The sequence below is a fragment of the Paenarthrobacter sp. C1 genome (genome assembly GCF_049315185.1).
GTDB lineage: Bacteria > Actinomycetota > Actinomycetes > Actinomycetales > Micrococcaceae > Arthrobacter > Arthrobacter nicotinovorans.
Genome location: NZ_CP186052.1, coordinates 1,912,538 through 1,937,192, shown reverse-complemented (window position 1 = coordinate 1,937,192; position 24,655 = coordinate 1,912,538). Strand labels below are relative to the sequence as shown.

The 24,655-nt window shown below is 63.4% G+C and carries 23 protein-coding genes, 7 tRNA genes and 1 riboswitch; of the genes, 21 read left to right on the top strand and 9 right to left on the bottom strand.

Going from position 1 to position 24,655, the window contains the following annotated elements; genetic code table 11:
• Positions 1-75 precede the first annotated feature (75 nt).
• Positions 76-232: riboswitch (FMN riboswitch) on the bottom strand.
• Positions 233-315: 83 nt separating this feature from the next.
• From rpe to ACNAOU_RS09115, 7 genes are all read right to left on the bottom strand, one after another.
• On the bottom strand, positions 316-984 hold the full coding sequence (rpe, locus tag ACNAOU_RS09145; RefSeq protein ID WP_018778645.1) for a ribulose-phosphate 3-epimerase: 669 nt from the start codon (positions 982-984) through the stop codon (positions 316-318).
• 81 nt (positions 985-1,065) lie between these two features.
• Positions 1,066-2,616: an RsmB/NOP family class I SAM-dependent RNA methyltransferase gene (locus tag ACNAOU_RS09140; RefSeq protein ID WP_018778646.1), complete on the bottom strand. Its 1,551-nt coding sequence runs from the start codon at positions 2,614-2,616 to the stop codon at positions 1,066-1,068.
• Positions 2,613-3,533, bottom strand: a complete 921-nt coding sequence (fmt, locus tag ACNAOU_RS09135; protein ID WP_422758455.1) for a methionyl-tRNA formyltransferase — start codon at positions 3,531-3,533, stop codon at positions 2,613-2,615. Before fmt ends, ACNAOU_RS09140 begins: the two co-directional genes overlap by 4 nt.
• A complete protein-coding gene (gene def, locus ACNAOU_RS09130) occupies positions 3,530-4,102 on the bottom strand; it encodes a peptide deformylase (RefSeq protein WP_018778648.1) in 573 nt (190 codons plus the stop codon). Before def ends, fmt begins: the two co-directional genes overlap by 4 nt.
• A 49-nt stretch (positions 4,103-4,151) precedes the next feature.
• A complete protein-coding gene (locus tag ACNAOU_RS09125; protein ID WP_039240808.1) occupies positions 4,152-5,054 on the bottom strand; it encodes a hypothetical protein in 903 nt (300 codons plus the stop codon).
• 12 nt (positions 5,055-5,066) lie between these two features.
• Complete coding sequence (locus ACNAOU_RS09120) at positions 5,067-5,234, bottom strand: hypothetical protein (RefSeq protein WP_179128352.1); 168 nt, start codon at positions 5,232-5,234, stop codon at positions 5,067-5,069.
• A gap of 396 nt (positions 5,235-5,630) precedes the next feature.
• Positions 5,631-5,705 (bottom strand) — tRNA-Val (locus tag ACNAOU_RS09115).
• A 249-nt stretch (positions 5,706-5,954) separates the two neighbouring features.
• On the opposite strand from ACNAOU_RS09115, the gene ACNAOU_RS09110 reads away from it, so the two are divergent.
• The 9 genes from ACNAOU_RS09110 to ACNAOU_RS09070 all read left to right on the top strand — a co-directional run bounded on the left by ACNAOU_RS09110 (position 5,955) and on the right by ACNAOU_RS09070 (position 9,925).
• A tRNA-Gly gene (locus tag ACNAOU_RS09110) sits at positions 5,955-6,027 on the top strand.
• Positions 6,028-6,073: 46 nt separating this feature from the next.
• A tRNA-Cys gene (locus tag ACNAOU_RS09105) sits at positions 6,074-6,144 on the top strand.
• Between the two features lie 38 nt (positions 6,145-6,182).
• Positions 6,183-6,257 (top strand) — tRNA-Val (locus ACNAOU_RS09100).
• Between the two features lie 56 nt (positions 6,258-6,313).
• Positions 6,314-6,386 (top strand) — tRNA-Gly (locus ACNAOU_RS09095).
• A gap of 24 nt (positions 6,387-6,410) precedes the next feature.
• Positions 6,411-6,485: transfer RNA gene (locus tag ACNAOU_RS09090), tRNA-Val, on the top strand.
• A gap of 56 nt (positions 6,486-6,541) precedes the next feature.
• Positions 6,542-6,617: transfer RNA gene (locus ACNAOU_RS09085), tRNA-Gly, on the top strand.
• A 174-nt stretch (positions 6,618-6,791) separates the two neighbouring features.
• Complete coding sequence (locus tag ACNAOU_RS09080; RefSeq protein ID WP_018778654.1) at positions 6,792-8,246, top strand: amino acid permease; 1,455 nt, start codon at positions 6,792-6,794, stop codon at positions 8,244-8,246.
• A 94-nt stretch (positions 8,247-8,340) separates the two neighbouring features.
• A complete protein-coding gene (locus tag ACNAOU_RS09075) occupies positions 8,341-8,574 on the top strand; it encodes an antitoxin (protein ID WP_018778655.1) in 234 nt (77 codons plus the stop codon).
• Positions 8,575-8,707: 133 nt separating this feature from the next.
• Positions 8,708-9,925: a benzoate/H(+) symporter BenE family transporter gene (locus ACNAOU_RS09070; RefSeq protein WP_039240805.1), complete on the top strand. Its 1,218-nt coding sequence runs from the start codon at positions 8,708-8,710 to the stop codon at positions 9,923-9,925.
• Position 9,926: 1 nt separating this feature from the next.
• Here ACNAOU_RS09070 and zapE read toward each other — a convergent pair whose 3' ends face one another.
• The gene (zapE, locus tag ACNAOU_RS09065; RefSeq protein WP_422758669.1) at positions 9,927-10,967 is read right to left on the bottom strand and encodes a cell division protein ZapE; all 1,041 of its coding nucleotides are present in this window, start codon (positions 10,965-10,967) and stop codon (positions 9,927-9,929) included.
• A 206-nt stretch (positions 10,968-11,173) separates the two neighbouring features.
• Here zapE and ACNAOU_RS09060 point away from each other — a divergent pair, with 206 nt between their 5' ends.
• From ACNAOU_RS09060 to ybaK, 3 genes are read left to right on the top strand one after another with little or no spacing between them, the layout of a single operon-like run.
• The gene (locus tag ACNAOU_RS09060) at positions 11,174-12,100 is read left to right on the top strand and encodes a sulfurtransferase (protein ID WP_422758454.1); all 927 of its coding nucleotides are present in this window, start codon (positions 11,174-11,176) and stop codon (positions 12,098-12,100) included.
• Positions 12,101-12,139: 39 nt separating this feature from the next.
• Positions 12,140-12,598, top strand: coding sequence for a SufE family protein (locus tag ACNAOU_RS09055; RefSeq protein WP_018778661.1), 459 nt, complete (start codon positions 12,140-12,142; stop codon positions 12,596-12,598).
• Positions 12,599-12,616: 18 nt separating this feature from the next.
• On the top strand, positions 12,617-13,114 hold the full coding sequence (ybaK, locus tag ACNAOU_RS09050) for a Cys-tRNA(Pro) deacylase (RefSeq protein ID WP_422758453.1): 498 nt from the start codon (positions 12,617-12,619) through the stop codon (positions 13,112-13,114).
• Positions 13,115-13,117: 3 nt separating this feature from the next.
• Here ybaK and ACNAOU_RS09045 read toward each other — a convergent pair whose 3' ends face one another.
• The gene (locus tag ACNAOU_RS09045; RefSeq protein WP_422758452.1) at positions 13,118-14,404 is read right to left on the bottom strand and encodes an alpha/beta hydrolase family protein; all 1,287 of its coding nucleotides are present in this window, start codon (positions 14,402-14,404) and stop codon (positions 13,118-13,120) included.
• 119 nt (positions 14,405-14,523) lie between these two features.
• On the opposite strand from ACNAOU_RS09045, the gene ACNAOU_RS09040 reads away from it, so the two are divergent.
• From ACNAOU_RS09040 to ACNAOU_RS09000, 9 genes are all read left to right on the top strand, one after another.
• Complete coding sequence (locus ACNAOU_RS09040) at positions 14,524-15,015, top strand: hypothetical protein (RefSeq protein WP_018778664.1); 492 nt, start codon at positions 14,524-14,526, stop codon at positions 15,013-15,015.
• Positions 15,016-15,029: 14 nt separating this feature from the next.
• Positions 15,030-15,470 (top strand): peptide-methionine (R)-S-oxide reductase MsrB, encoded by a 441-nt coding sequence (gene msrB / locus ACNAOU_RS09035; protein ID WP_018778665.1) that lies wholly within the window; start codon positions 15,030-15,032, stop codon positions 15,468-15,470.
• A gap of 154 nt (positions 15,471-15,624) precedes the next feature.
• Positions 15,625-16,992, top strand: a complete 1,368-nt coding sequence (locus tag ACNAOU_RS09030; protein ID WP_055977681.1) for a DUF6421 family protein — start codon at positions 15,625-15,627, stop codon at positions 16,990-16,992.
• Positions 16,992-17,717, top strand: a complete 726-nt coding sequence (locus ACNAOU_RS09025; protein ID WP_422758451.1) for an SDR family oxidoreductase — start codon at positions 16,992-16,994, stop codon at positions 17,715-17,717. Before ACNAOU_RS09030 ends, ACNAOU_RS09025 begins: the two co-directional genes overlap by 1 nt.
• A 43-nt stretch (positions 17,718-17,760) precedes the next feature.
• Entirely contained in the window at positions 17,761-18,834 is a 1,074-nt protein-coding gene (locus tag ACNAOU_RS09020; RefSeq protein ID WP_018778668.1) for a threonine aldolase family protein, read from the top strand.
• A 71-nt stretch (positions 18,835-18,905) separates the two neighbouring features.
• Positions 18,906-19,562, top strand: coding sequence for a DUF3000 domain-containing protein (locus ACNAOU_RS09015; protein WP_422758450.1), 657 nt, complete (start codon positions 18,906-18,908; stop codon positions 19,560-19,562).
• 80 nt (positions 19,563-19,642) lie between these two features.
• Entirely contained in the window at positions 19,643-20,983 is a 1,341-nt protein-coding gene (locus ACNAOU_RS09010; RefSeq protein ID WP_275779077.1) for an HRDC domain-containing protein, read from the top strand.
• A 189-nt stretch (positions 20,984-21,172) separates the two neighbouring features.
• A complete protein-coding gene (locus tag ACNAOU_RS09005) occupies positions 21,173-22,453 on the top strand; it encodes a thiolase family protein (RefSeq protein WP_422758449.1) in 1,281 nt (426 codons plus the stop codon).
• Entirely contained in the window at positions 22,450-24,594 is a 2,145-nt protein-coding gene (locus ACNAOU_RS09000) for a 3-hydroxyacyl-CoA dehydrogenase NAD-binding domain-containing protein (RefSeq protein WP_422758448.1), read from the top strand. Before ACNAOU_RS09005 ends, ACNAOU_RS09000 begins: the two co-directional genes overlap by 4 nt.
• Positions 24,595-24,655 lie beyond the last annotated feature (61 nt).

Here is a 24,655-nt window from a genome sequence, read left to right as displayed (position 1 = left end):
GTAAGCCGCGATGACTCCGGGGGTGTACGACAGCGCAATGCCGGGCGTCACTGAAGGAACGCCCACGGCATGACTGTACGTGCTTCTCCCATCCAGACTTTAACTGTCGGTACCGGAATTCCACCGGTTCAACCGTCCGCCACCTCTATCCGGATTGCTCAGGACATCGGTGGCTCGCGGGTCGCGGACTATAACCGCCGGTTCGGACTTACACCGACCCCGGAGCACGTATGTGTGTTGTTATTGTGCCATAACCAGAGCGATGACCAGGCTATTCCCGGCCATCTTCGTAATATCCGGTGACGGCGTAAAGGCCTAGGCCGCCGTCGCGGCCTGGCCTGCTGCGCGCAGCCGATCGATCGCCGCAGCCGGGTCCTCGTGACCGTAGACAGCCGAGCCCGCAACAAAGACGTTGGCGCCGGCCTCAGCAGCCCGGACGATGGTCTCCTCCGTAATGCCGCCGTCCACCTGGATCGCTACAGCAATGCCCGAACCCTCGATGGCAGCACGGGCACGGCGGATCTTGGGCAGGGTGATGTCAAGGAACGATTGCCCGCCGAAGCCGGGCTCCACCGTCATGATCAACAGCATGTCCAACTCACTGAGCATGTCCAGGTAGGGCTCTACCGGTGTCGCAGGCCGTAAGGCCATGCCTGCTTTGGATCCCCGTTCCCGCAGTTCACGGGCCAGTTTCACCGGGGCCATGGCGGCCTCGGCGTGGAACGTCACGGACGCGACGCCGGCGTCTGCGTAGGCAGGCGCCCAGCGGTCGACGTCGGAAATCATCAGATGCGCGTCCAGCGGAACAGGGCTTACGGCCTGAATCCGCTGTACCACCGGCAATCCGAGCGTCAGGTTGGGCACGAAGTGGTTGTCCATGACGTCGACGTGGACGGCGTCGGCGTTGCTGATCCTCTGCAACTCCGCCTCAAGGTTGACGAAGTCCGCGGACAAGATGCTCGGGTTGATACAGCACTGAGACAAGGCAGCTCCTTCGGGTCGGTATGGGTCATGGTACGGCTGCAGCGAAAGGAATGGTTCCGCCGCAGCCAGGGGATGTAGCGGCTACGGCTTCTTTCGGATAATGGCCATGAACATGGCATCCGTCTGGTGGATGTGCGGCCACAGCTGGGCAGTGAGCTCATGTCCCGCACCCAGATTTCCGGTCAGGCTGACATGGTCGAGTGCCTGCCCGGAGTCGAGCAATTCGAGGTCGTCCCGCTTGTAGAGTACGTCGCCAACCACTGCGGTGGTCTCAGCAGGGTGGGGAGAACACGTCACGTAGGCCACGACGCCGCCGGGTTTGACGGCGTCGATCGCCGATTTCAGGAGATCCCGCTGCAGCGGACCGAGATCGCCGATGTCCTTGGGCGAGCGACGCCAACGTGACTCCGGCCTCCTGCGCAGGGCGCCAAGGCCGCTGCACGGAACATCCACCAGGACACGATCAAAAGCTTCTGGCTGCTCGGCGCCGACTTCGCGTCCGTCGCCCGTGCGCACACTCCAGGATTCCGTGGGCACAGCGGACAGCGCCTGTTGGACAAGCTTGGCCCGGTGTGGTGCCGGCTCGTTTGCCAGGAGGGTAGCTCCGTCGCGATAGGCAAGGGCGGCCAGCAGCGCCGCCTTGCCACCGGGACCTGCGCAAAGATCCAGCCATTTCTCGCCATGGGCGGCACGCTCCCCGAGTTCCACGCCGGCCAACGCACGTGCAACAAGCTGGGATCCCACGTCCTGGACACGCGTGGTGCCCCGCCGTACTGATTCGAAGCGGCCAAGGTCCCCGCCTGCGGAGAGCGCCGAGCCTTCTACGAGTTCACCGGGAGTGGCTCCGTTGTCAAAGGCCTCATCCAGGTCACCCAGACCCGGTAGAGCCACCAGGTTGACCACCGGCGCCGCGTTGTCGGCTTCCAGGAGGTCGTCGATCTCGGCCTTGGGCCTGCCGTGGTTCACCAGTGACTGCCGCAGCGCGCGGACGATCCACTCAGGGTGTGCATGGCGGAGGGCAGCGATCTTGGTCTCATCGGTTTCCTGGTCCAGCAGGATATCCAACCACTCGTCCATGCTGTGGGCAGTGACCTTGCGGAGTACCGCGTTGATCAGGGCCGATGGACCGGCGCCAATGACTGCACGGGCCAAACCTACTGTTTGGTCCAACGCGGCATGGGCAGGAACCCGCATCGACAGTAGCTGGTGCGCACCGATCCGCAGGGCATCCAGGATCGCGGGGTCCAGCTGCTCCAGGGGCCGGTCAACACAACGGGCCAGAATGGCGTCATAGGTACCCTGGCCACGCAGTGCCCCGTAGCTCAGCTCGGTGGCGAACCCGGCATCTCGACGGTCCAGGCGGTGCTCCCGGATTCTCGCGGGGAGGACCAGGTTGGCGTAGGCGTCCTCCGAGGCGACAGCCCGGAGTACCTCGAATGCGACCAAGCGCGCAGGGTCGGCCCGGCGGGTACGCTGCGACGGCGCATTGTTGGTGAATCCGCGCTGGGGTCCCCTGTTCCGCTCCCTGCCTTGGGCGTTGCGTTGGCTACCGCCCCTGGCCCCGCGGTTGCCCTGCCCGCCGCCGTCCCGGCTCCCGCTGTTGTTGGGGCCTCGACGGCCGGACTCACTCATTCGAATACCACTCTCTCAGGTGCTGCCAAGCCGCGGGCCCAATCGGCCGGCGACATCATTTTCTTGCCGGCCGGTTGAATCCGGCCAAGCTCTACGGCGTGGGAACCGGTGCCCACGAGTACGGATTTGCCATCCACCCGGATGGTTCCGGGCGCGAGATCGTCGATCCCGGGCCTCAACGTCACAGGTTCCAGTTTGACCCGCTGGCCTTCCAATATTGTCCATGCTCCCGGTTCCGGGGTCACTCCCCTGGAACGGCGGTTCAGTGCCAGCGCCGGCTGCCGCCAGTCCAGGCGCCCGTCATCCAATGTCAGCTTGGGAGCCAATGACACCTCTCCTGACTGCGGTTGCGGAGCAGCCTGTCCGGCGTCGATGGCGGAGAGCGTCTGGCTCAGCAGCACGGCTCCGCTGATGGACAACCGCTCAAGGAGATCGCCGGCAGTATCTTCCGGCCGGACAGTTTCCGTGAGGGTTCCAAACACGGGCCCGGTATCGAGGCCCTCTTCGAGCTGGAACGTTGCGGCGCCAGTGACGTCGTCTCCGGCAATGATGGAACGCTGAACAGGAGCAGCACCGCGCCAAGCCGGCAACAAAGAGAAGTGCAGATTGACCCAGCCATGCGTGGGGACGCCCAGGGCAGCGCGCGGAACAATCCCGCCGTAGGCAACGATGGCGGCCACATCAGGCGCATAACCCGCGATGCGGGCCGTGGTATCGGCGTCAACCTTGGCCGCGCGAATGACCTCGATGCCCAATTCCCCGGCGCGGGCCGCTACTGGAGAGGGAGTCATGACGCGTTTGCGGCCCAGTGGAGCGTCCGGGCGGGTCAGGACGGCAACGACGTCGAAACCGGCCTTAACCAAAGCGTCCAACGACGGTACAGCTACGGCCGGCGTCCCCGCGAAGAGTACCCTCACTCGGGAACCCCGAAACTGCCCCCACCGAAGCTTGAACCCACACTGTTAGCACGCTTCGACGTCGTCTTTTCGGTTATGGCGTGGTAGTTGGCGTTTCTGATGGCGCGAAGGGCAGCCTTGCGGTCCTCCCCTTCCAGCCTGTCTGTGTACAGCACGCCGTCAAGGTGATCGGTCTCGTGCTGGAAACAGCGTGCCAGCATGCCTTCGGCCTCCACCGACACCGGGTTGCCGTTCAGGTCCACACCAGTTGCCCGGGTGGCCCTGTAGCGGCGCACGGGGAATCCAAGGCCGGGAATCGAGAGGCAACCCTCTACCTCGTCAGGCTGGAAGTCTTCGCTGTTTTCCAGGACCGGATTGATGATGTGGCCCTCCACTCCGCCAATGCGGTAAGTGAAGACGCGCTGGCTGACGCCGACCTGCGGAGCGGCCAGGCCTGCGCCCTCAACGTCCTCCATGGTTTCTGTCATGTCAGCTACCAGCTTGGCGAGCTCCGGACCGAAGTCGGTGACGGGGTCGGCCACGGTGCGCAGCACCGGATCCCCGATGATTCGGATACTCAAAATTGCCATGCTTTGCCTGTCCTCACGATCGTCGAACCCGGCCCTCGCGTTGCGGAGCCTAAGCCAGTTTAGTTGAGGTCATGGCACCGCCGCTGTTGGCCGGCGCGGCACCGGCCGCAGTAAACACCGGTGGCGCAACCGGCAGCAGGGCTTGTCCGGCAGCAGTGACATCCGCCGACATCTCCCACACCCGCCGAAGGGCACAGAACTTCCACCAGTGGTGCTTGAGAATCTCCGGGTTTGCCCGCATGGGCCTCACCTCGGTTTCTCCGATGGCAACAGCCAGCAACATGGGATTGTCCCCGTACCTCCAGGGTTCCCACTCACCCGAAACGGGGTCCACCAGGCTTTCTTCGGCTTTCATCCCGGCCGTAAGCTGCATGACCACTTTGTCGTCAAGGGATTTAACCGTTCCGTCACGGGTGGTGCCCTTGGTTTTGTAGTCAATGAGACAAATACGTCCATTGATTTTGGCCACCAGGTCCAGCGTCCCCGCATAGCCCACTGTCTTGTTCCACACCGTAATTTCGGGCGCCAGCGGCTCCACCCGGTACAACTCCCACCATTCATCGAAGCGGGCCGCAAACGCCTGCTCACCGTTGGCTGCAAGTTCGTCCCTGCATTCCTGCATGCGGTGCGGGCGTCCCAGGGCCCGCAAAGCTACCTGCTCGCAGTATGTATGGACGCGATCACCACGCGCCGCAGCCGCGTCCCGGTACACCTCGGCTGCCTTGGATGCCTTATTGACTGCTTGCCGCACTTTTGCCGGACTTCCGAGGATCGCCGGGAGGTCAGGATCCGCCGCCAGGCTGCTTGCCCCCATGTAGCTGAACCAACCGTCCAGTGCATGGGCCTGTTGGCCGATCACCGTCGTGATGGATGGCACGGAGAATTGCTCTGTGGTGGAGCGGGCATACATCCGGCCGTAGTCAGTAGCGTGGGCAAGCAGTGGAGCAGTCATATAAAGACTTTGTCATAGAGGACCGACAGAATTCTCCGGCGGGAAGATCCTGAGGAGCTGCTCCGGAGAGAGCCGGGCAAGCTTGCCGGCAAGGACGGGCGCGCTCCGGGCCAGCTCCTCAAACGGCGGGCGGGGTTGCTCCGCGGTGCGAAGCTGTTCAGCATCCTCAGGTTCCTGCATGCTAAGTATGTGCTGAAGCAAGGCAATTCATGATGCTGTCGATAAGATCCTTATGCCAAGCATGTGCCTGCTGGAGCGGACGCCTGATTCATCAGTTCAAAATTTTTTTGCGCAATCGTGAAACCCTTTGTGATCTTGCGGACACTACAGGTTATGGGGAATTTGGAATCTCACGATGCCGGATTATGGACGCGGAGTCTGACTGGTGACGGTGCAGCATTCGGCGTACTGTTCGATCGGCACCGTGACAGGGTCTTCCGGCACGCATACCGACTCTGCGGCAATCGCCATACATCCCAGACCAGGAAACCCGGTCACGAGTCCCGCGCAGCTCCCAGGAATTTGTGGAAAGGTCCAGAAACCCAAAAGGCCCCCGGATCTCCGGGGGCCTTCTTTTGGTGGGCGATACTGGGTTCGAACCAGTGACCTCTTCGGTGTGAACGAAGCGCGCTACCACTGCGCCAATCGCCCGGGTGCATAGAAAACACTAACGGACCCGGGCCGGATTGCAAAACGAGCGGAAGGCTGCCGAAGGCCGGTGAACTACAGCTGTGGAATTACAGCAGTGAAACTCGCCCGAATCCGCGTCAGTACAAGGAACCAAGGCCCGCCGCACCCGGATCCAAGCTACCGATTTGGAGAATGCAGGAACCTCCTATAGAGTTTTTACTCGTCGGAAAGCGACGGAATGCCTACAGGGTTGCCCGTCGGAACCGCACTGCGGACGTAGCTCAGCTGGTAGAGCACCACCTTGCCAAGGTGGATGTCGCGAGTTCGAATCTCGTCGTCCGCTCGCAAGGCACTGTCAAGGCAAGTATTCCCCGGAATCCTGCTTACACGGTGGGTTGGCCGAGAGGCGAGGCAGCGGCCTGCAAAGCCGTATACACGGGTTCGAATCCCGTACCCACCTCGGTGAAAACCATGTCTTCCGGCTTTTGCTGGATGCATGGGCGATTGGCGCAGCGGTAGCGCGCTTCCCTGACACGGAAGAGGTCACTGGTTCGATCCCAGTATCGCCCACCAGAACAAGGCAACTTGTTTGTTGTTGAAAGCCGGACCCGGTCTGGCAGGCAACATGTGCGGACGTAGCTCAGCTGGTAGAGCACCACCTTGCCAAGGTGGATGTCGCGAGTTCGAATCTCGTCGTCCGCTCTCCTCATTGCAGGACCCGGTAACGGGCGATTGGCGCAGCGGTAGCGCGCTTCCCTGACACGGAAGAGGTCACTGGTTCGATCCCAGTATCGCCCACCAGAACAAGGCAACTTGTTTGTTGTTGAAAGCCAGACCCAGTCTGGCAGGCAACATGTGCGGACGTAGCTCAGCTGGTAGAGCACCACCTTGCCAAGGTGGATGTCGCGAGTTCGAATCTCGTCGTCCGCTCCACGAAAAGCAGCTCCCAGGAGCTGCTTTTTTTATGCCCTCATTTACCTGCGACCCAATTCATCATGAGAAGTAACCGATACCCCTCGGAAGAAGTCGCTTTATCTAATGTGATTCCGCTCGCATAATGTACTGCGAGCTCATCACCGTTCCACGCCTACCGGCAGGAGTACCCCCATGAATGTAAAGACGGCTTCACAGTCCGTCCTGAGGCGCAAGCCCATCGACGATATCGAGGAAGAAAGCAAGCACAGCGGGCTCTTTAAGAGTCTTGGCCTTTGGCAGCTGACGGCCATCGGCGTCGGCGGAATTATCGGCGTCGGAATTTTCTCCCTTGCGGGCCTGGTAGCCCACGGCAGCGACAGCACCCCGGGCGTGGGCCCGGCCGTCCTGTTTTCCTTCCTGATCGCCGGACTCGCCTCCGGGGCGGCTGCATTGTCCTATGCCGAATTTGCCGGCATGATCCCCCGCGCCGGATCGGCCTACACCTACGGCTACGTTGCGCTGGGCGAAATCATCGGCTGGTTCATCGGCTGGGACTTGCTGCTTGAATACATCGCCATCGTGGCGGTGGTAGCCATCGGCATTTCCGGCTACTTCGACGCCTTCCTCTCCGGCATTGGCATCCACATGCCAACCTGGATGACGTCCACTGCCGATGAAGGCAAGGGCGGCATCATCAATCTTCCCGCCATCCTCGTCTGCCTTCTGGTGACCTGGATCCTGAGCCGTGGAACCAAGGCGTTCGGCCGATTCGAACTGGTGGCCGTGGCCATCAAGGTCATCCTGATCCTGTTCATCATCGGGCTCGGCATCTTCTACGTGAACACCGAGAACTACAACCCGTTCATGCCCAGCGGTTTCGGCCCCGTTGTGGCTGGTGCCGCGACCGTCTTCTTCGCGGTCTTTGGTTACGACGCCATGAGTACTGCAGCGGAGGAAGCCAAGGACGGCAAGAAGCACATGCCCAAGGCCATCATCCTGTCGCTGATCATCGCCATGCTGCTCTATGTTGCGGCCACGCTCGTCCTTACAGGAATGCAGAACTACAAGGACATCAACCCGACCGCCGGCTTCGCCTCGGCGTTCACCGGCGTCGGCCTCCCGGTCATCGCCACCATCATTTCGGTGTTCGCGGTGCTGTCCATCCTGACCGTGATGCTGACGTTCCTCCTGGGTGTCACCCGCGTTTGGTTCTCCATGAGCCGCGACGGGCTGCTGCCCGGCTGGTTTGCCAAGACTGACCGCCACGGCACCCCGCAGCGTGTCACGTGGATCGCAGGCATCGCCTCGGCCTTCCTGGCTGGTGTCTTCCCAATCAAGGAAGTTGCGGACCTGACCAACATCGGCATCCTGGCAGCCTTCGTCGTGGTCTGTGTTTCGGTGATCGTGTTCCGGTACACCAAGCCGAACGCAGCGCGTACCTTCCGCCTGCCGCTCATGCCCCTTGTTCCCGCCTTCGGCGTGCTGGCATCGGCGTTCCTGATGTTCCAGCTCCACTGGGAAACCTGGGTACGGTTCGGCGTCTGGCTCATCATCGGCCTGGTGATCTATTTCGCCTACGGCCGCAAGCATTCCCTGATGAACCCGGACAGCCCGCGGCACAAGGTCGCCAACGAACCGTTGGCCTAGTTATCCACAGGCCGCGTTTGAGCCCTTGGCACCTCAGGGAACTGGTGTTAGGGTCGGACGCGGAGGAGCGAACTGGCTCCGCGATGGAAGGGAGGTGCCCGTGGGTTTAATTGACGACCTGAAGGGCAAGGCTCAGGGTCTCATTCAAGGCAACGAAGAAGCCATCAAGAATGGCATCGAAAAGGCCGGGGATTTTGTGGACGAAAAGACGGGCGGCAAGTACGCCGGTCACGTCGACAAGGTCCAGAACGCCGCTTCCGACTTCGTGGCCAAGAACGACGGTCAGCCTGAGCAGGCTCCCGTCACGGATGAGCCGAAGCAGCCGTAGCTGCCTGAGCCGCCGTACCAGATACGTCAAGGGGGCACCGGTCCCGCCGAGAGGCGCCACCGGTGCCCTTGGCGTTTAACCGGTGCTGTTGGCGTTTGCAACGGCCGCCAACAGGTCAGGTATTTTGGAGCTTATGCCTTCAGCCTCCCCGACAACCACCAACAGTCGTGCCACCCGGGACGCTCTGGGACCGCCGATCACTGCAGGCATCGTCACAGCCTTGGTCGGGTTCACTTCATCATTCGCTGTCGTCCTTGCTGGACTCAGGGCAGTAGGCGCGGATCAAGGACAAGCCTCCAGCGGATTGCTGGCCCTGACCCTGACTTTTGGTCTGGGCATCCTCTGGCTGTCCTGGCGGAGCAGGATGCCGGTGACCCTCGCGTGGTCAACTCCCGGTGCGGCGCTCCTTGCGACCGCAGGAACGGTCGACGGCGGGTGGCCGGCGGCCGTGGGGGCCTTCCTGTTGGTCGGGGTGCTGATCGTCCTCACGGGGTTGGTTCCGTTGCTCGGGAGGTTGATGGCAAAGATTCCCACGGCCTTGGCCCAGGCCATGCTCGCAGGTGTCCTTCTCCCCTTGTGCCTTGCACCCTTCAAGTCGCTGGGTACGGCACCGGCGTTGATCGCCCCGGTGCTGTTGTGCTGGATTGTGCTGATGAAATTCGCGCCGCGCTGGTCCGTTCCTGCATCGCTGCTGGTGGCACTGGCGGTGATTGGGATCCACATCATGTCCTCGGGCGTACAGATCCCGGCTGAGAGCCTCCTCCCGCGGCTGGAATGGACAACGCCGGTGTTCTCCGTGGAGGCTGCCATCGGCTTGGCGCTGCCGTTGTTCGTGGTCACCATGGCGTCGCAAAACATTCCCGGCGTAGCTGTCTTGAAGTCCTTTGGATACACCACCCCGTGGCGGCCGTCCATGCTGGTGACCGGAGCCGGAACCATTGCCGGCGCACCGTTCGGCGGCCATGCGATCAACCTGGCAGCGCTAAGCGCCGCGCTTGCCGCCGGGGAGGAAGCAGGCAAGGATCACGGCCGGCGCTGGATCGCCGCCTTCGTCTCCGGTTTGGCGTATCTGGTCCTCGCGGCGGCGTCGGCAGCGCTCGTTACGGTTGTCGCGGCAGCGCCCCCGGGACTCCTTGAGGCCGTCGCGGGCCTCGCGTTGCTGGGTACTTTGGCAGCCTCGATCTCGTCTGCGCTGGCAGTGGCTGAGGAGAGGATACCGGCCTGCATCACTTTCCTGCTGGCAGCTTCAGGAATTGCTTTCGCCGGTGTCGGCGCAGCGTTCTGGGCCTTGGCAGGCGGAATCGTTATCCGCTGGGTGTTGAAGGACCGCGGACCCCGAAAAGCGGTCTGATTCAGGCAGGTTCGTGATTTTGTGCTTCGCGGGCCAGGGCGGTCAGGCGCGAAACGGCGCGGAAGTACTTCTTCATGTATCCGCCCGTCATCATCTCTTCGGTGAAGAGCTGGTCGAAGGGAACGCCACTGGCCAGAATGGGCACATCCTTGTCATAGAGCCGGTCGGCCAGCACCACGAAACGGAGCGCGACGGCCTGTTCCGTAATGGTTTCGACGTCGCTCCACACCACGGCCTCCACGCCGGAAATGAGTTGACGGTACCGGCTGGGGTGCACCGCAGCCAGATGGTTGACCAAGGTGCGGAAATCATCCACCGCCACGGTCTTCCCGTCGAACTCAGTCCGCATCCGGTGCTTGAGTTCTTCGGTCTTGAGCGGTGCCGGCGCGGCGGGAAGGCCACGGTGGCGGAAGTCCTCGCCGTCGATCCTGACGACGTCGAATTGGTCCGCGAGTACCTGGATTTCCCGCTGGAAGTCGACGGCGGCGAAGCGGCCTTCGCCCAGTGAACCAGGCAGGGTGTTCGACGTGGCAGCAAGCTTCACACCGGCGTCGGCGAGTTCCCGCATGAGGCGGGACATCAGCACCGTGTCTCCGGGATCATCGAGTTCGAATTCGTCGATGCACACCAGTTTGTAGTTGCTCAGCGCTTCCACGGTCTTGCGGAACGACAACGCCCCCACCAGGTTGGTGTATTCCACGAACGTTCCAAACGCCTTGGGGCCTGGAGACCTGTGCCAAAGGGACGCCAGGAGGTGGGTCTTACCCACACCGAATCCGCCATCGAGGTAGATCCCGGCCCTCGTGGCCGGTGCCTTCTTGGCGAAAAGCTTTTTGAAGAGTCCAGCGTCATTGCCGTTGCCTACGCCATCGACAAATGCCGACAGGAGTTTCACCGCGTTGGCCTGGCTTGGCTGGGAAGGATCGGGCCTGTAACTGTCGAACGACACCTCTCCGAACCGGGGAGACGGGTAGAAACCCTTGAGGAGTTCCTCCACGGAAACTGCCGGCGTGCGGGCAGCCAGTTGTTCGATCTTTACCACGGTGGTCCGTTCCTTCGGCATTGGGTCCCCAGCAAGAATACCGGCAACGGACGCCACGGTAACTGGCACGTGACCAAGCCCATGTTTCACCGTATGACCGCCGGGAAGCAATCCGCGCAGCCCGTGGTTAGTGTTGAAGCAGGCCGGGCCCGCACCTGCACCACCTTCCACGGCCTGGCTCCGTCCGTTGTCAGTGAAAGGCCATCATGTCCTACCCCGTTGAACAAAACGAAAAGTTTGCCTCTTACGCGAACCCTGAACGCCTCGTTTCCACCGACTGGCTCGCGGCAGCAATTGCTGACGGCGCTGTAGCCGACGGCAAGTTGGTGCTGGTCGAGTCCGACGAGGACGTCCTGCTGTACGAAACCGGGCACATCCCGGGAGCAGTCAAGATCGACTGGCACACCGACCTGAACGATGAAGTCACCCGGGACTACGTCGACGGGGCAGCCTTCGCTGCCCTCGCCGCTTCCAAGGGCATCTCGCGCGACAGCACTGTGGTGATCTACGGCGACAAGTCCAACTGGTGGGCTGCCTACGCCCTGTGGGTCTTCACGTTGTTCGGTCACCAGGATGTCCGCCTCCTTGATGGCGGACGCGACAAATGGATCGCCGAGGGCCGCGAGCTGACCACTGAGGTCTCCCGGCCTGCTGCGGGCGAATACCCCGAGGTCGAGCGCGACGACGCTCCCATCCGGGCCTTCAAGGAGGATGTCCTGGCACATTTGGGCAACCCCTTGATCGACGTCCGCTCCCCCGAGGAATACACCGGCCAGCGCACCCACATGCCTGCCTACCCCGAAGAGGGCGCCCTCCGTGGCGGCCACATTCCCACAGCAGCATCGATCCCGTGGGCACGGGCCGCTGCGGAAGACGGCACCTACCGCAGCCGCGAAGAACTTGAGGCCCTCTACTTGGGCGAGGCGGGGCTGAAGCCGGGCGACGATGTCGTGGCGTACTGCCGCATCGGCGAGCGGTCCAGCCACACCTGGTTCGCCCTGAAGTACCTCCTGGGCTTCGGCACAGTGCGCAACTACGACGGCTCGTGGACCGAGTGGGGCAACGCAGTGCGGGTTCCCATCGTCAAGGGAGCCGAACGGGGTACAGTTCCCTCCGCCTTGGTCCACAGCTAGTACCGCGCTCTCAGCACCTTTGTGCGTAAGCTGGAAGAGATGAGTACGAACACCTTGCCCACCGCCCTGGCGGAAATTGTTGACGACTTCCAGGCGTTGACGGAACCTGACCGCCTCCAGCTCTTGCTGGAGTTCTCCAGAGGCCTGCCTGAGCTGCCGGAGCGTCTGAAGGACCACCCGGAACTGCTGGAGCAGGTCGTGGAATGCCAGTCCCCGCTGTTCCTGACGATTGAGTCAGAGAAGAACGCCGACGGCGAGCGTTCATACCGTCTCTTCTTCAAAGCGCCGCCGGAAGCACCGACTACCCGGGGTTTCGCAGGGGTGCTGCATGAGGGGCTGGACGGACTGACTGCCAAGGAGATCCTTGCGGTGCCTGACGACATGCCCGAGCTCCTGGGCCTGACCCGCGCCATCACGCCCTTGCGGATGCGGGGAATGACGGCGATGCTCGGCCGCATCAAGCGGAAGGTTGCGGCCGCAAGCCGTTTGGAACACTGAAAGGCAACGCCACTCGGTATGGCAAGGAAAATGGCTTCACAGGGAACGCCGGCAACAGCAGCACTCGCTGCGGCCGGCGTTCCCTTCGTCCTGCACCCCTACGCGCATGATCCCGCTGCAAGCAGCTACGGGCTGGAAGCGGCGGAGGTCCTGGGCATTGATCCCGACCGTGTCTTCAAGACGCTGATGGTGGAGGTGGAAGGCAAGTTGGCCGTTGCCATTGTCCCCGTGTCCGGGAACCTGGACCTGAAGGCCGCAGCTGCGGCCTTCGGGTCCAAGAAAGCGGCGATGGCAGATCCCAAAGCTGCTGAACGCCGCACTGGCTACGTCCTGGGCGGTATATCACCGCTGGGGCAACGCCAGCCCTCCCCCACGGTCCTGGACGAATCAGCCCTGGCTTTTGACACCATCCTGGTCTCCGGTGGCCGTCGGGGCCTGGATATAGAGCTTGCTCCTGCGGACCTGCTCCGGCTCACCAACGGCGTCACCGGGCCGATCGGCACGGGAAGCAACTGACCCTCAGGCTGCGGGCCCCGCGGCAGCAGCACCGCCGGCTTCGCCCGATTGGCCCGGGTTCCTCCGGGGTGCGAGTTGGGCTTGGAGCCAGGAGCGCACCAGCCGCTCCCAACGCTCCGGATCGACGTTCCATTCCTTGGTGTGGCGGGCACCGTGGAACGGCTCGAATGTCACCATCTTGGGGTTCTTTTCGGCGAGACTGGCCGAGGGCCCGAAAGGAACGTAGTCGTCGTCCACACTGTGGATCAGCAACGTTGGAGTGCGCAACTCAACGGCGCGGCTGTCCCAGTCCATTGCTTTGAGGTCCACGGGTGCTGCGAGCCCCGTCAGCCTGCGTCCCAGGGGATGGCCCAGCATCAGTTGCCCGTAACGCCCCACGGTATAGGGGATCCTGTTCATTTCGGCGTGGTGGGCCATGACGTCCACCCAGTTGATCACCGGAGCATCCAAAACCAAGGCCCTGATGACTTGCCGGTATTTGGAAAGGTCCGCAGTCTGCAGGCTGATCGCACCGCCCATGGACCAACCGAAAAGCACCACTTCGCGTGCGCCGTTCTCCAAGGCGTATTCGATCGCTGACTCCACATCACGCCATTCCGTGGAGCCCAGACCGTAGCGGCCGTCCAGGGCGGAAGGTGCCAGTCCGTCGTTCCGGTAGGAGATAAGCAGGCTGTCCAGGCCAAGGTCCCGGGCGGTGCGGACTGCCCGGAGACCTTCGAGCCGGGTGGCTCCCCGGCCATGGACCATGATCGCCCAGACCGGCGCCGGCGACGAGGCATCGGCGCGGATCAACCACGCAGGCGCCTTCCCGCCGTCGACGTCGATCTCAACATCTTCGGCCGCAAGGCCGATCGCGGACGGATCGGGGTAGGTAGCGCCGCTCCACCACGCCCGGCGTGCTTCCGAAAGATCGCCGCTGTAGACCTCCTCGACTTCCCGGAGGACGGTCTGTTCGGCGGGCAGGTAGGAGACGATCCGGCCTATCCTGGCGTGTCCCTTTCCACCTGAGAAGAACAGGCTGAAGACGCCGTCGATGGTCGAGTCGGGCGTGGCAGCCAGGATGACCTGCAGGCCATTGTCCCCACGGATGACGGCCAGGACTTCCTGGTCCTCGTGCCGTGCGGCGGGCGTGATGACCCGGCGGGCAAAGTAGACGGCGAGCGCAGAGGAACCGGCGCCGACAAGTCCCGCGATGGTGGCGCCCGCAAGAAAACCTCCAATGGCCCACTTGGTGCGGGGGGACAGTTTTTTCTCAGCAGCGTCGCTCGCTGGCCTTGTCATTGATGCCATGGTTCCATTTTGCCGTGAGTCGGCGTGGGCTGGCGCAGGCTGGGCCCGCGCGGCGAAGGTTGGGCCGAATCGGGCGCGGAAACCCTGCGGACGCCGTTCCCCGGGACTACGCTGTAGCCATGAGTGATCCCATAGTTATCTTGACTGAAGAGCCCCTTGGCCCCGACGACCGCGTGAACATCGCCAAACTGATCGACGGCGGGGACGCGCCGTTGGTAGTGCTGGTTCCTGCCAATACTGAGCGCCACCTTTTGGTCGATTTCCTCGAGAACCTTTCGCTGCTTGATGTGGCGAAGGCGTTCCGGGAACTTACTGCCCAGTCACCGGATCCAGCGGCTGAGCGTGCGGAAGCCGCGGTGACGTTGTCGACTTCCCTGGCAGCGCTGGAAGGCCTGGGTGGCGGTGTTACCGGCGAAATCGTCGACGGCGGTGCTGTCGACGGCTTGGTGGCCAAGGTCCGGGAGGTGGATGCGGCGCAGGCAGTGGTCATTACCCGGCCCCATGCCATCTCTGACACGCTCCACACGGATTGGGCCAACAAGGCCCAGGACCAGTTGGGGCTTCCGGTGCTCCACTTGTACGCGGGTTCGGGATTTATCGGCGACTCGTGAGCGTTGCATAAGACATGAACACTCCTGAAAACATCAGCAAGACACCTTCTGTGCCCCTGGAGAAGAGCGATGCCCAGTGGCGCGAGGAGTTGACCCCTGAGGAATACCGCGTGCTGCGCCAGGCCGGCACTGAGCGTCCTTATACGGGCGAGTACTGGGACACGCACACCGAGGGTGTCTACCAGTGCCGGGCCTGCGGCAGCGAGTTGTTCACCAGCAAGGAGAAGTTTGACTCGCACTGCGGGTGGCCGTCCTTCTGGGCGCCGTTGGCCGAGGGTACTGTCAGGTACCTCCATGACCGCACCATGGGCATGGACCGGGTGGAAGTACGGTGTGCCAACTGTGATTCGCACCTGGGACACGTTTTCGAGGGCGAGGGTTATGGCACGCCGACGGACCAGCGGTTCTGCATCAACTCCATATCGCTCCGTCTGGTTGACCCGGAAGAGCGGTAAGCGGCTGTGTGTCCCCCGAACTGGATCTAAAGGTCCAAGTTCGGGGGCTATGAGCAAGAGTTTCTTATGCTCAGTCCATTCTTGAATTAGCGATGCTATTCGCTTGCTACGCTCGGCCCAGAAGCAATAACAACTTCGGAAAGGGCCGAGCACCATGACCACCACCGCTATCGCCACCCTCCCGCGTGTCACCGCCGACAACGCTGAATGGGTAGCCCTCAAAGCCGCTGCCACGTCCCTCCAGGGGTACCAGGAGCAGGACGGATCCATCGCCGATCCCTCTGTCCACGATGAGGCGGCAAGGCTCGTAGCCACCATCACCAAGTCCATCACGGCCCTCGCCCCCAGCTTCGATCACGACGCCCAGTACCTGGCGCTGCTCGTGGAGGACTTCAAGCGTTGGGCCGGCAACGGCTTCGGCGTCCCGGACTTCCTGGATTCCCTCCAGGCTTTCCAACCACAGAAGCAGCGCATCGACGGCCTCCAGCATCTGGTGGTCTTCCCCATGTACACGCAGAACGGCAGCACCAACCGCTTGGTCGAGGCTGTGCTGATCGAGGTCATCTGGCCGGAATTCATTGACGGCCTGGAGGCCGGGGAGTACTCCAACAAGCTCTTCGTCCCCATCCGGTTCGTTGACTTCACCCCCGGCTATGACACCAACTCCGCAGTGCTCTTCCCGGAGACCGTGGCGGTGCGCGAGACACCCACGTTCACGTGGGGAGCCATCTTCGCCGACCGCGAGGCCGCCCGCTTCCGCCGGGTGCTCAAGGCCGCCGCGGAAACAACCTCTCTGGAACTGCCCGAGGACGCGGCCCAGCTGATCGAGGACCAGGAGCTCACCCAGCGAACGTTCGTCATGTGGGACCTGATCCACGACCGCACCCACATGCGCGGCGACCTTCCGTTTGATCCGTTCATGATCAAGCAGCGGATGCCCTTCTTCCTCTACTCCCTTGAAGAACTGCGCTGCGACCTGACCGCCTTCCGCGAATCCGTCCTGATCGAAAAGGACGAGAACGCCGACCCCGATGCCCGCAAGCACGCAAAGCTTGTCCAGTACGCAGTCATCTTCGACCGGATCTTCCGCTTCGCCATCACCGGCAACCGCGTCCGCAACTACGACGGCCTGGGCGGGCAGCTCCTGTTCGCCTGGATGCACCAGCACCACGTACTCCACTGGACCGACAGCAAGCTCTCCATCGACTGGGATGACGCAGCGGCTGTCGTCGTTGAACTCGGCGCCAAAATCGAGGAACTATACTGGCGTTCCATTGATCGTCCCAAGGCTGCCCACTGGCTGGCCGCCTATGAGCTGATCTCAAGCACCGTCACCCCGCACCCGGCTTCGGTCTGGGCAAAGGGCCCGGACGCCCTGCCCTTGGACGGCGCCCCCCGCGGGCTGACCGACCAGGTCCTGGACGATGAGTTCCCCCTGTCCATGTTCTACGAAGCCTTGGAGAAGAAGATGCGTCCCGTCATCGAATCCACCACCGGCATCACGGGCGCCACGGCGGCCTGATGTCCCCACTGACAGTTTTGGTAACGGGCGGTAGCGGCGCTTCGGGCGTCGCTGCCGCCCGGGCCTTGTCCACTGCCGGCCACCGGGTCCTGACTGTTGGTTCGGACCAGACCCGGATCGAGGCGGCCGCGCGGGAGGCCGGCGACGCTGTGACTCCCCTCGTGTGCGATCTCGGCGACCTGGAATCCGTTCGTGGGCTGGCTTCGATGATCGCGGACCGCGGCTTTGGGGGCGTCGACGGAGTAATCCACCTCGTCGGTGGTTGGCGCGGGGCCAAGGGCATCGAAGACCAGACGGATGCTGATTGGGAGGAGCTGGAACACAGCGCGGTTACCACGCTGCGGAACGTGACCAGGGTGTTCTACAGCCAACTCGAAGCGTCGCCGCATGGCCGGTTCGCCATGGTGTCGTCAACCGCGGTATCCAGCCCAACCGCGGCCGCAGCCAGTTACGCTGCTGCGAAGGCCGCTGCAGAAGCTTGGACACTTGCGGTGGCTGATGGCTTCCGGCGCGCCCAGTCCGTCGACACAGACACCAGCGGACAGCACAGTGCCGCCGTGGTGTTCGTGGTCAAGGCGCTCGTGGACGAAACCATGAGGCGCGCACATCCCGAACGGCGGTTCCCCGGACATACCGACGTCGAAGAACTGGCCGCTGCCGCCGTCGGCCTTTTCGATCAACCTGCCTCCTTCCTGAACGGCCAGCGGATCCTGCTGGCCAAATAGACTTGAAAGCGTGAATGAACAAGTGACGAGCACAACAGAGGCAATGCCCAGCACGGGCCACATTTCCGAGGGCAGCCGGCTGCACGACCCCACGGTCAGGGGTTTTGCTTCCGACAACTACTCAGGCGTGCACCCGGAGATCCTTGCGGCCTTGGCGGCCGCCAACGGTGGACACCAGGTTTCCTATGGCGAGGACGTGTACACGGCCCGGCTGCAGGCCGTCCTGGAGCAGCAGTTCGGCGAAGGCATCGAGACCTTCCCGGTTTTCAACGGCACCGGCGCCAATGTCCTGTCGCTGCAGTCGCTGCTGCCGCGCTGGGGGGCCGTCATCTGCGCCTCCACCGCACACATCAACATGGACGAGAACGGGGCCCCGGAACGTATCGGCGGGATCAAGCTCCTGCAGGTCCCCACTGAGGACGGAAAACTCACCCCGGAGCTCATCGATCGTGAAGCCTGGGGCTGGGGCGACGAGCACCGTGCACAACCCCTGGTTGTTTCCATCACGCAGACAACGGAACTCGGCACCTGCTACACGCCGGAAGAAGTTCGCGCCATTGCCGACCACGCCCACTCCAAGGGCATGAAGCTGCACATGGACGGCGCGCGGCTGGCAAACGCCGCTGCCCACCTGGACGTTCCCTTGCGTGCATTTACCCGCGACGCCGGCGTGGACATCCTCTCATTCGGAGGGACCAAGAACGGCCTGCTCTTCGGCGAAGTGGTGGTGGCCCTCAACCCTGAAGCCGCCGACGGCCTGAAGTTCCTGCGGAAGATGAACATGCAGCTGGCTTCGAAGATGCGCTTCATCTCCGCCCAGTTCATCGCACTCCTGGAGGACGGGCTGTGGCTGCGGTCCGCCGCTCATGCCAACGCCATGGCCACCCGCCTGCGGAGTGCCGTTGAAGGGATCGACGGCGTCGAGCCCACCCAGGCGACGCAGTCCAACGGCGTCTTCGCCATCCTCCCGGAAGGCGCTGCCGACCGCCTGCGGAAGTCCTTCGCGTTCTACGATTGGGATGCCGCCCGGCGCGAGGTCCGCTGGATGTGCTCGTTCGACACCACCGAAGAAGACATCGACACCTTCGTTGCGGCGATCAAGCAGGAACTGGCGTAACGCTGATACGCCTGCCGTCCGGGGCGGCGAGCCTGCACAGGTTCGCCGCCCCGGACGCATAATCTGCGAGTGTGAACGCCCTCGCACAAGTTCCCCAGGACTTTCTCTTCGCCTTGGGAACGCTACGAAAAGCCCAGTGCCGCAGCGAGTTGCGGCTTGATGAGATCCCCGCCCCCGCACGTTTGGCCCCTTATGCAGTGGCCTTGGGCGCTGAAGTCTTCAGCCCCACCGCCGCCACCCGCCAGGTTCCCGTGCATGGACCGGCAGCCAAGGCCTTTGCCAAGAGCCAGGCCGGCAGCCCCTCCAGCGAAGACGAGGACGAACTGGCCACAGGCCGCTTCATCCTGCTCTACGATCCGGACGGATCGGCCTTGTGGGAGGGCGAGTTCAGGATCGTCACGTATATCCGGGCCCAAATGGATGCGGAAATGGGCAACGACTCCATGCTCGGTTCCGTGGCCTGGACGTGGCTCGTCGAAGCCCTGGAACACCGTTCAGCCCCTTACCGGGCTGCCGGCGGCACTGCTACCCGGATCCTTTCCGAAAGCTTCGGCACCCTGGCTGAGCGGCCCGACACCATCGACATAGAACTCCGGGCCTCCTGGACGCCTGACGGCGCGGATGTCCAATCGCATCTGGAAGCCTGGTCCGACATGGTGTGCACTTTCGCCGGACTGCCTCCACTGCCACCCGGGGTCACCGGCCTGCCCAACAGGAGGCGCAATTGACGGCCACCCGCGCCGTAACCGCTGCGCTGGCGAAGGCAAAAGCGCCCCGTTACGCGACAAATCGGTAAGCTTAAGCCACCATGACCCCTGAAAACCTGGAAAACACCACAGCCGGCGATCCGGTTGCTGATCCCACCACCCACATCAAGGTTGACGGCTTTGACAGCCACGTACCTGAAGTCATTGATCTCGACACCCCACGCGAGGGCGTACCCCTGGTCATCGACACACCTGCCGGACTTGAACGATGCGCAGCCGCAATAGCAGCCGGCACCGGACCTGCCGGCGTCGATGCCGAGCGGGCTTCCGGTTTCCGCTACGGCCAGCGTGCCTTCCTGGTGCAGATCCGTCGCGAAGGAGCCGGGACCTGGCTCATCGACCCCGAACCGTTCGACAACCTGGACATCGTCAACGACGCCCTGCGCGGGGTGGAATGGATCCTTCACGCTGCCACCCAGGACCTGCCTTGCCTGTCCGAGCTCGGCATGTGGCCGGACAAGCTGTTCGATACTGAACTCGCGGCGCGGCTCGCAGGGCTCCCCCGCGTCGGCCTGGCGGCTGTTATCGAACAACTTCTCGGTTTCGGTCTCGCCAAAGAACACTCTGCCGCTGACTGGTCGACTCGGCCACTGCCCGAACCCTGGTTGCGGTACGCAGCGCTCGACGTCGAAGTCCTCGCCGAGCTGCGCGAAGAACTTATTGAACTCCTGGAGGCCGACGGCAAGCTGGAGTACGCCGAACAGGAATTCGCCGGCATCCTCGCCGCAGGTGTCCCGGCACCCAGGGTCGAACCATGGCGTAAGACCTCCGGTCTCCATCAGATCCGTGACCGCCGCCAGCTGGCAGCCGTCCGGGAACTGTGGCAGGAACGCGACCAGCTGGCCCGCAAGCGCGACGTCGCACCTGGCCGGCTCATCCCTGATTCAGCCCTGGTGGCCGCCGCCAAGGCCATGCCAACCACAGTCCCACAGCTTCTGGCCACAAAGGGGTTCCACGGCAGGTCAGCGCAACGGGAAGCTCCCCGATGGCTGCGCTGCATCACGAACGCCAGATCCATGACGGACCTTCCTCCGCTGCATCTGCCCACAAATGCCCCGCCGCCTCCCCGGGTCTGGGCAGACCGGGACCCGGAGGCAGCAGCGCGGCTGGCCACGGCAAGGCCGGCCCTCCAAGCCAAGGCTGACGAACTCAACTTGCCCGTGGAGAACCTGCTGACTCCGGACTACCTCAGGCGCATAGCCTGGCGGCCACCAACGGATGTATCGCTGGAGACCGTTTCGCAGGAACTTCGGACGCTTGGCGCAAGGGAGTGGCAAATCGCCATCGCCGCCCCCATCCTGACCGAGGCCTGCTTAAACCCGAGCCCGCTACCAACCAAGGAATCCAAGGCCAACGAAGCACAGCATTCCAAGGACTCCTAGTGGTTCTCGCCGTCGCAATGGCCCGTTGCCCGAACGTACGTTCGTGGCGGCGGGCCATTTGCGTGCCGGATGCGGCGGGCAGAAGCCCATGGCCTTGCACGCTAAGTTACCCATGAGTAACATTGCAGTTATGCCAACCGGACCCCGCCCCGCGGGACACGGTGCCATGTCTCAACGAGGAGTAAATACATGAGTCCATCACGCACTGCCCAGCGCAACGTCCGGGACGTCGTCTTCGTGGACGGTGTCCGCACGCCCTTTGGCAAAGCCGGCGAAAAGGGTATCTACGCCGGGACCCGCGCCGATGACCTGGTAGTGAAATGCATCCGCGAACTCATGAGGCGTAACCCCTCGCTTCCCGCGGAGCGCGTCGACGAAGTAGCCATCGCCGCCACCACCCAGACCGGAGATCAAGGCCTGACCATCGGCCGCACAGCGGCCCTCCTGGCCGGCCTCCCCCGTTCCGTTCCCGGCTTCGCCATCGACCGCATGTGCGCAGGTGCCATGACCGCGGTAACGACGACGGCGAGCGGCATCGGCTTCGGCGCCTACGACGTCGTCATCGCAGGCGGCGTGGAACACATGGGCAACCACCCCATGGGCGCGGGCGCGGATCCCAACCCGCGTTTCATGTCCGAGCGACTGGTTGACCCTGCAGCCCTGAACATGGGCAACACCGCCGAAAACCTGCACGACCGCTTCCCGGCGATCACCAAGGACCGGACGGACGCTTACGCAGCAGCTTCGCAGGCCAAGCTGGCCGCCGCCTACAGCAACGAACTGATCCAGCAAGACCTCGTGCCCGTCGCCACCATGAAACCCGGTCAGGGATGGGCGCTGCACACCACGGACGAACCGCCGCGTCCAGGCACCACCGTTGAGGACCTGGCTGAACTGCGCACTCCGTTCCGCGCACACGGCCGCGTCACTGCGGGAAATGCCGCAGGGTTGAACGACGGGGCCACGGCCGCCGTCCTGGCCTCAGCGGAAGCCGCCGAGGAACTCGGGCTTTCCGTCAAAATGCGCCTCGTGTCCTACGCTTTCGCCGGCGTCGAGCCCGAAGTCATGGGCATCGGCCCTGTCCCGGCCACCGAGAAGGCCCTGAAGAACGCCGGGCTGGGCATCGAGGACATCGGACTGTTCGAAATCAACGAGGCATTCGCCGTCCAGGTACTGAGCTTCCTGGACCACTTCGGGATTGCCGATGACGACCCGCGCGTCAACCGCTATGGCGGGGCGATCGCCGTCGGACATCCGCTGGCTTCCTCAGGCGTCAGGCTGATGAACCAGCTCGCGCGCCAGTTCGAAGAGGACCCGTCCGTCCGCTACGGCATCACCACCATGTGCATCGGCCTGGGAATGGGCGCAACGGTGATCTGGGAGAACCCCCACCACGCCGACTACGCATCGTCCACCCCTGAGCCGGTCACGACCGCAACCACCGCCCCCACTGAAGGAGCCGCCGCATGAGCGCCGCAGAATTCCAGAAGCTCGCCGCACTGTTCCCCGACGAGGTCGTCACACACTCCTACGTCCAGGACATCCAGCTCCCCGGCGGAGTGGGGACCTTTGCCCTCATCACCCTGGACAACGGCCTGGACCACTCCAAGCCCACCACCCTCGGCCCCAACACGCTGGTTGAGCTCGGCAGCGTCCTTGACGGTCTCAAAGAACGGGCCTCGCGGGGCGAAATCGTGGGTGTCGGTGTCACAGGCAAGCCGTATTTCCTGGTTGCCGGCGCCGACCTCTCGGCCGTGAAAACCCTCAAGGAGCGCGAACACGGTCTCTGGATGGCCCAGCTCGGGCACGCCGTCTACGCAACCTTGGCCGATCTCGGCGTCCCGAGTTTCGCGTTCATCAACGGCCTGGCCCTCGGCGGTGGCCTGGAGATCGCCCTCCAGTCCACGTACAGAACCGTCTCCACGGGTGCCGGCGCGCTGGCGCTTCCGGAAGCCTTCATCGGCCTGGTCCCGGGATGGGGCGGCGTCTACATCCTCCCGCGCCTGATCGGGCCGGAGAATGCGGTCAAGGTGATGATCGAGAACCCGCTGAGCAACAACAGGACGCTCACCGGACCGCAGGCCTACGATCTGGGTATAGCCGACGCCATCTTTGAACCCGCAGACTTCGTGGAACAGTCCCTGGCCTGGGCCGCACGCGTCATCGCAAGTGAAGAGGTGCCGGAACGCAAGAACGCCGTGGACGCAGCCGATGAAGCGGTGGCCGCCCGCTGGGCCGCTGCGGTCGCGGCAGGACGTGCCTTCGTTGAGGCCAAAACCTCCAACGCCTCGCCCGCGCCGGCCAAAGTCCTGGACGTCATGGAAGCCAACAGGTCCATGACACAGCAGGAGTCGGCAGAGCTCGAATGCGAAACCCTCGCCGGACTCATGCAGACGGACGAGTTCCGCTCCACCGTGTACGCCTTCCTGGACCTGGTGCAGAAGCGTTCCAAGCGCCCGGCCGGAGCCCCGGACCGCAAGTTGGCACGACCTGTCACCAAGATCGGCGTCGTGGGTGCGGGCCTCATGGCCAGCCAGTTGGCATTGCTGTTCGCGCGGCAGCTGAAGGTCCCCGTGGTCATGACGGACATCGACCAGGCGCGCGTGGACAAGGGAGTAGCGTACGTCCACTCCGAGGTGGACAAAATGCTGGCGAAGAAGCGGATCAAGCCTGACGCCGCGAACAGGACCAAGGCCCTGGTCACAGGCTCCGTCTCCAAGGAAGCCTTTGCCGACGCCGATTTCGTGATTGAAGCCGTCTTCGAAGAACTGCATATCAAGAAGCAGGTCTTCGCAGAGGTGGAAGAAATTGTCTCCCCGGAGTGCATTTTGGCCACCAATACGTCGTCGCTGTCCGTGACCGCCATGGCCGAAGACCTGAAGCACCCGGAGCGCCTGGTCGGCTTCCACTTCTTCAACCCGGTGGCCGTCATGCCCCTTCTTGAGATCGTGAAGGCACCGAAGACCGACGACGCTGTCCTCGCTACAGCCTTCGAACTGGCCAAGGGACTAAAGAAGACCGCAGTGCTGGTCAAGGACGCGGCCGCCTTTGTTGTGAACCGCATCCTGCTTCGCCTCATGGGCGAGGTCATCGCAGCGTTCGACGAGGGAACCCCGGCAGAGGTTGCCGATACCGCACTGCGTCCGATGGGCTTGCCCATGTCCCCGTTCACCCTCAGCGCCATGGTGGGGCTTCCGGTGGCCCAGCACGTCCAGGAATCCTTGCACACGGCATTCGGGGACCGCTTCCCGGTTTCGCAGAACCTGCAAAAACTGATCGACAACGGCGTGAAGTCCTTGTGGGTCCCGGGATCCGATGGGAAACCGGTCATTCCCGCTGAGACGCTGGCCATCATGTCGTTCGGCAACACCCCCTCCACCGGGGAAGAAGTGCTTCGCCGCACTCAGGATGCCCTGGCCGAAGAAATCGGGCTCATGCTCGAAGAGGGCGTCGTGGCCGGCCCCGAGGACATCGACCTGTGCGTCATCATGGGTGCGGGATGGCCAATGTTCCTGGGCGGCATCACCCCTTACCTGGACAGGGTGGGTGCCTCCGAGCGGGTCAACGGCAAGCGCTTCCTGGCGCCTGGCGTAGCTTCCGCACCGGCCTAAATCCAAAGAGTAGAACAGGCCAAACAGTAAACAGGCCGGCCCCGGAGCAGTTGCTCCGGGG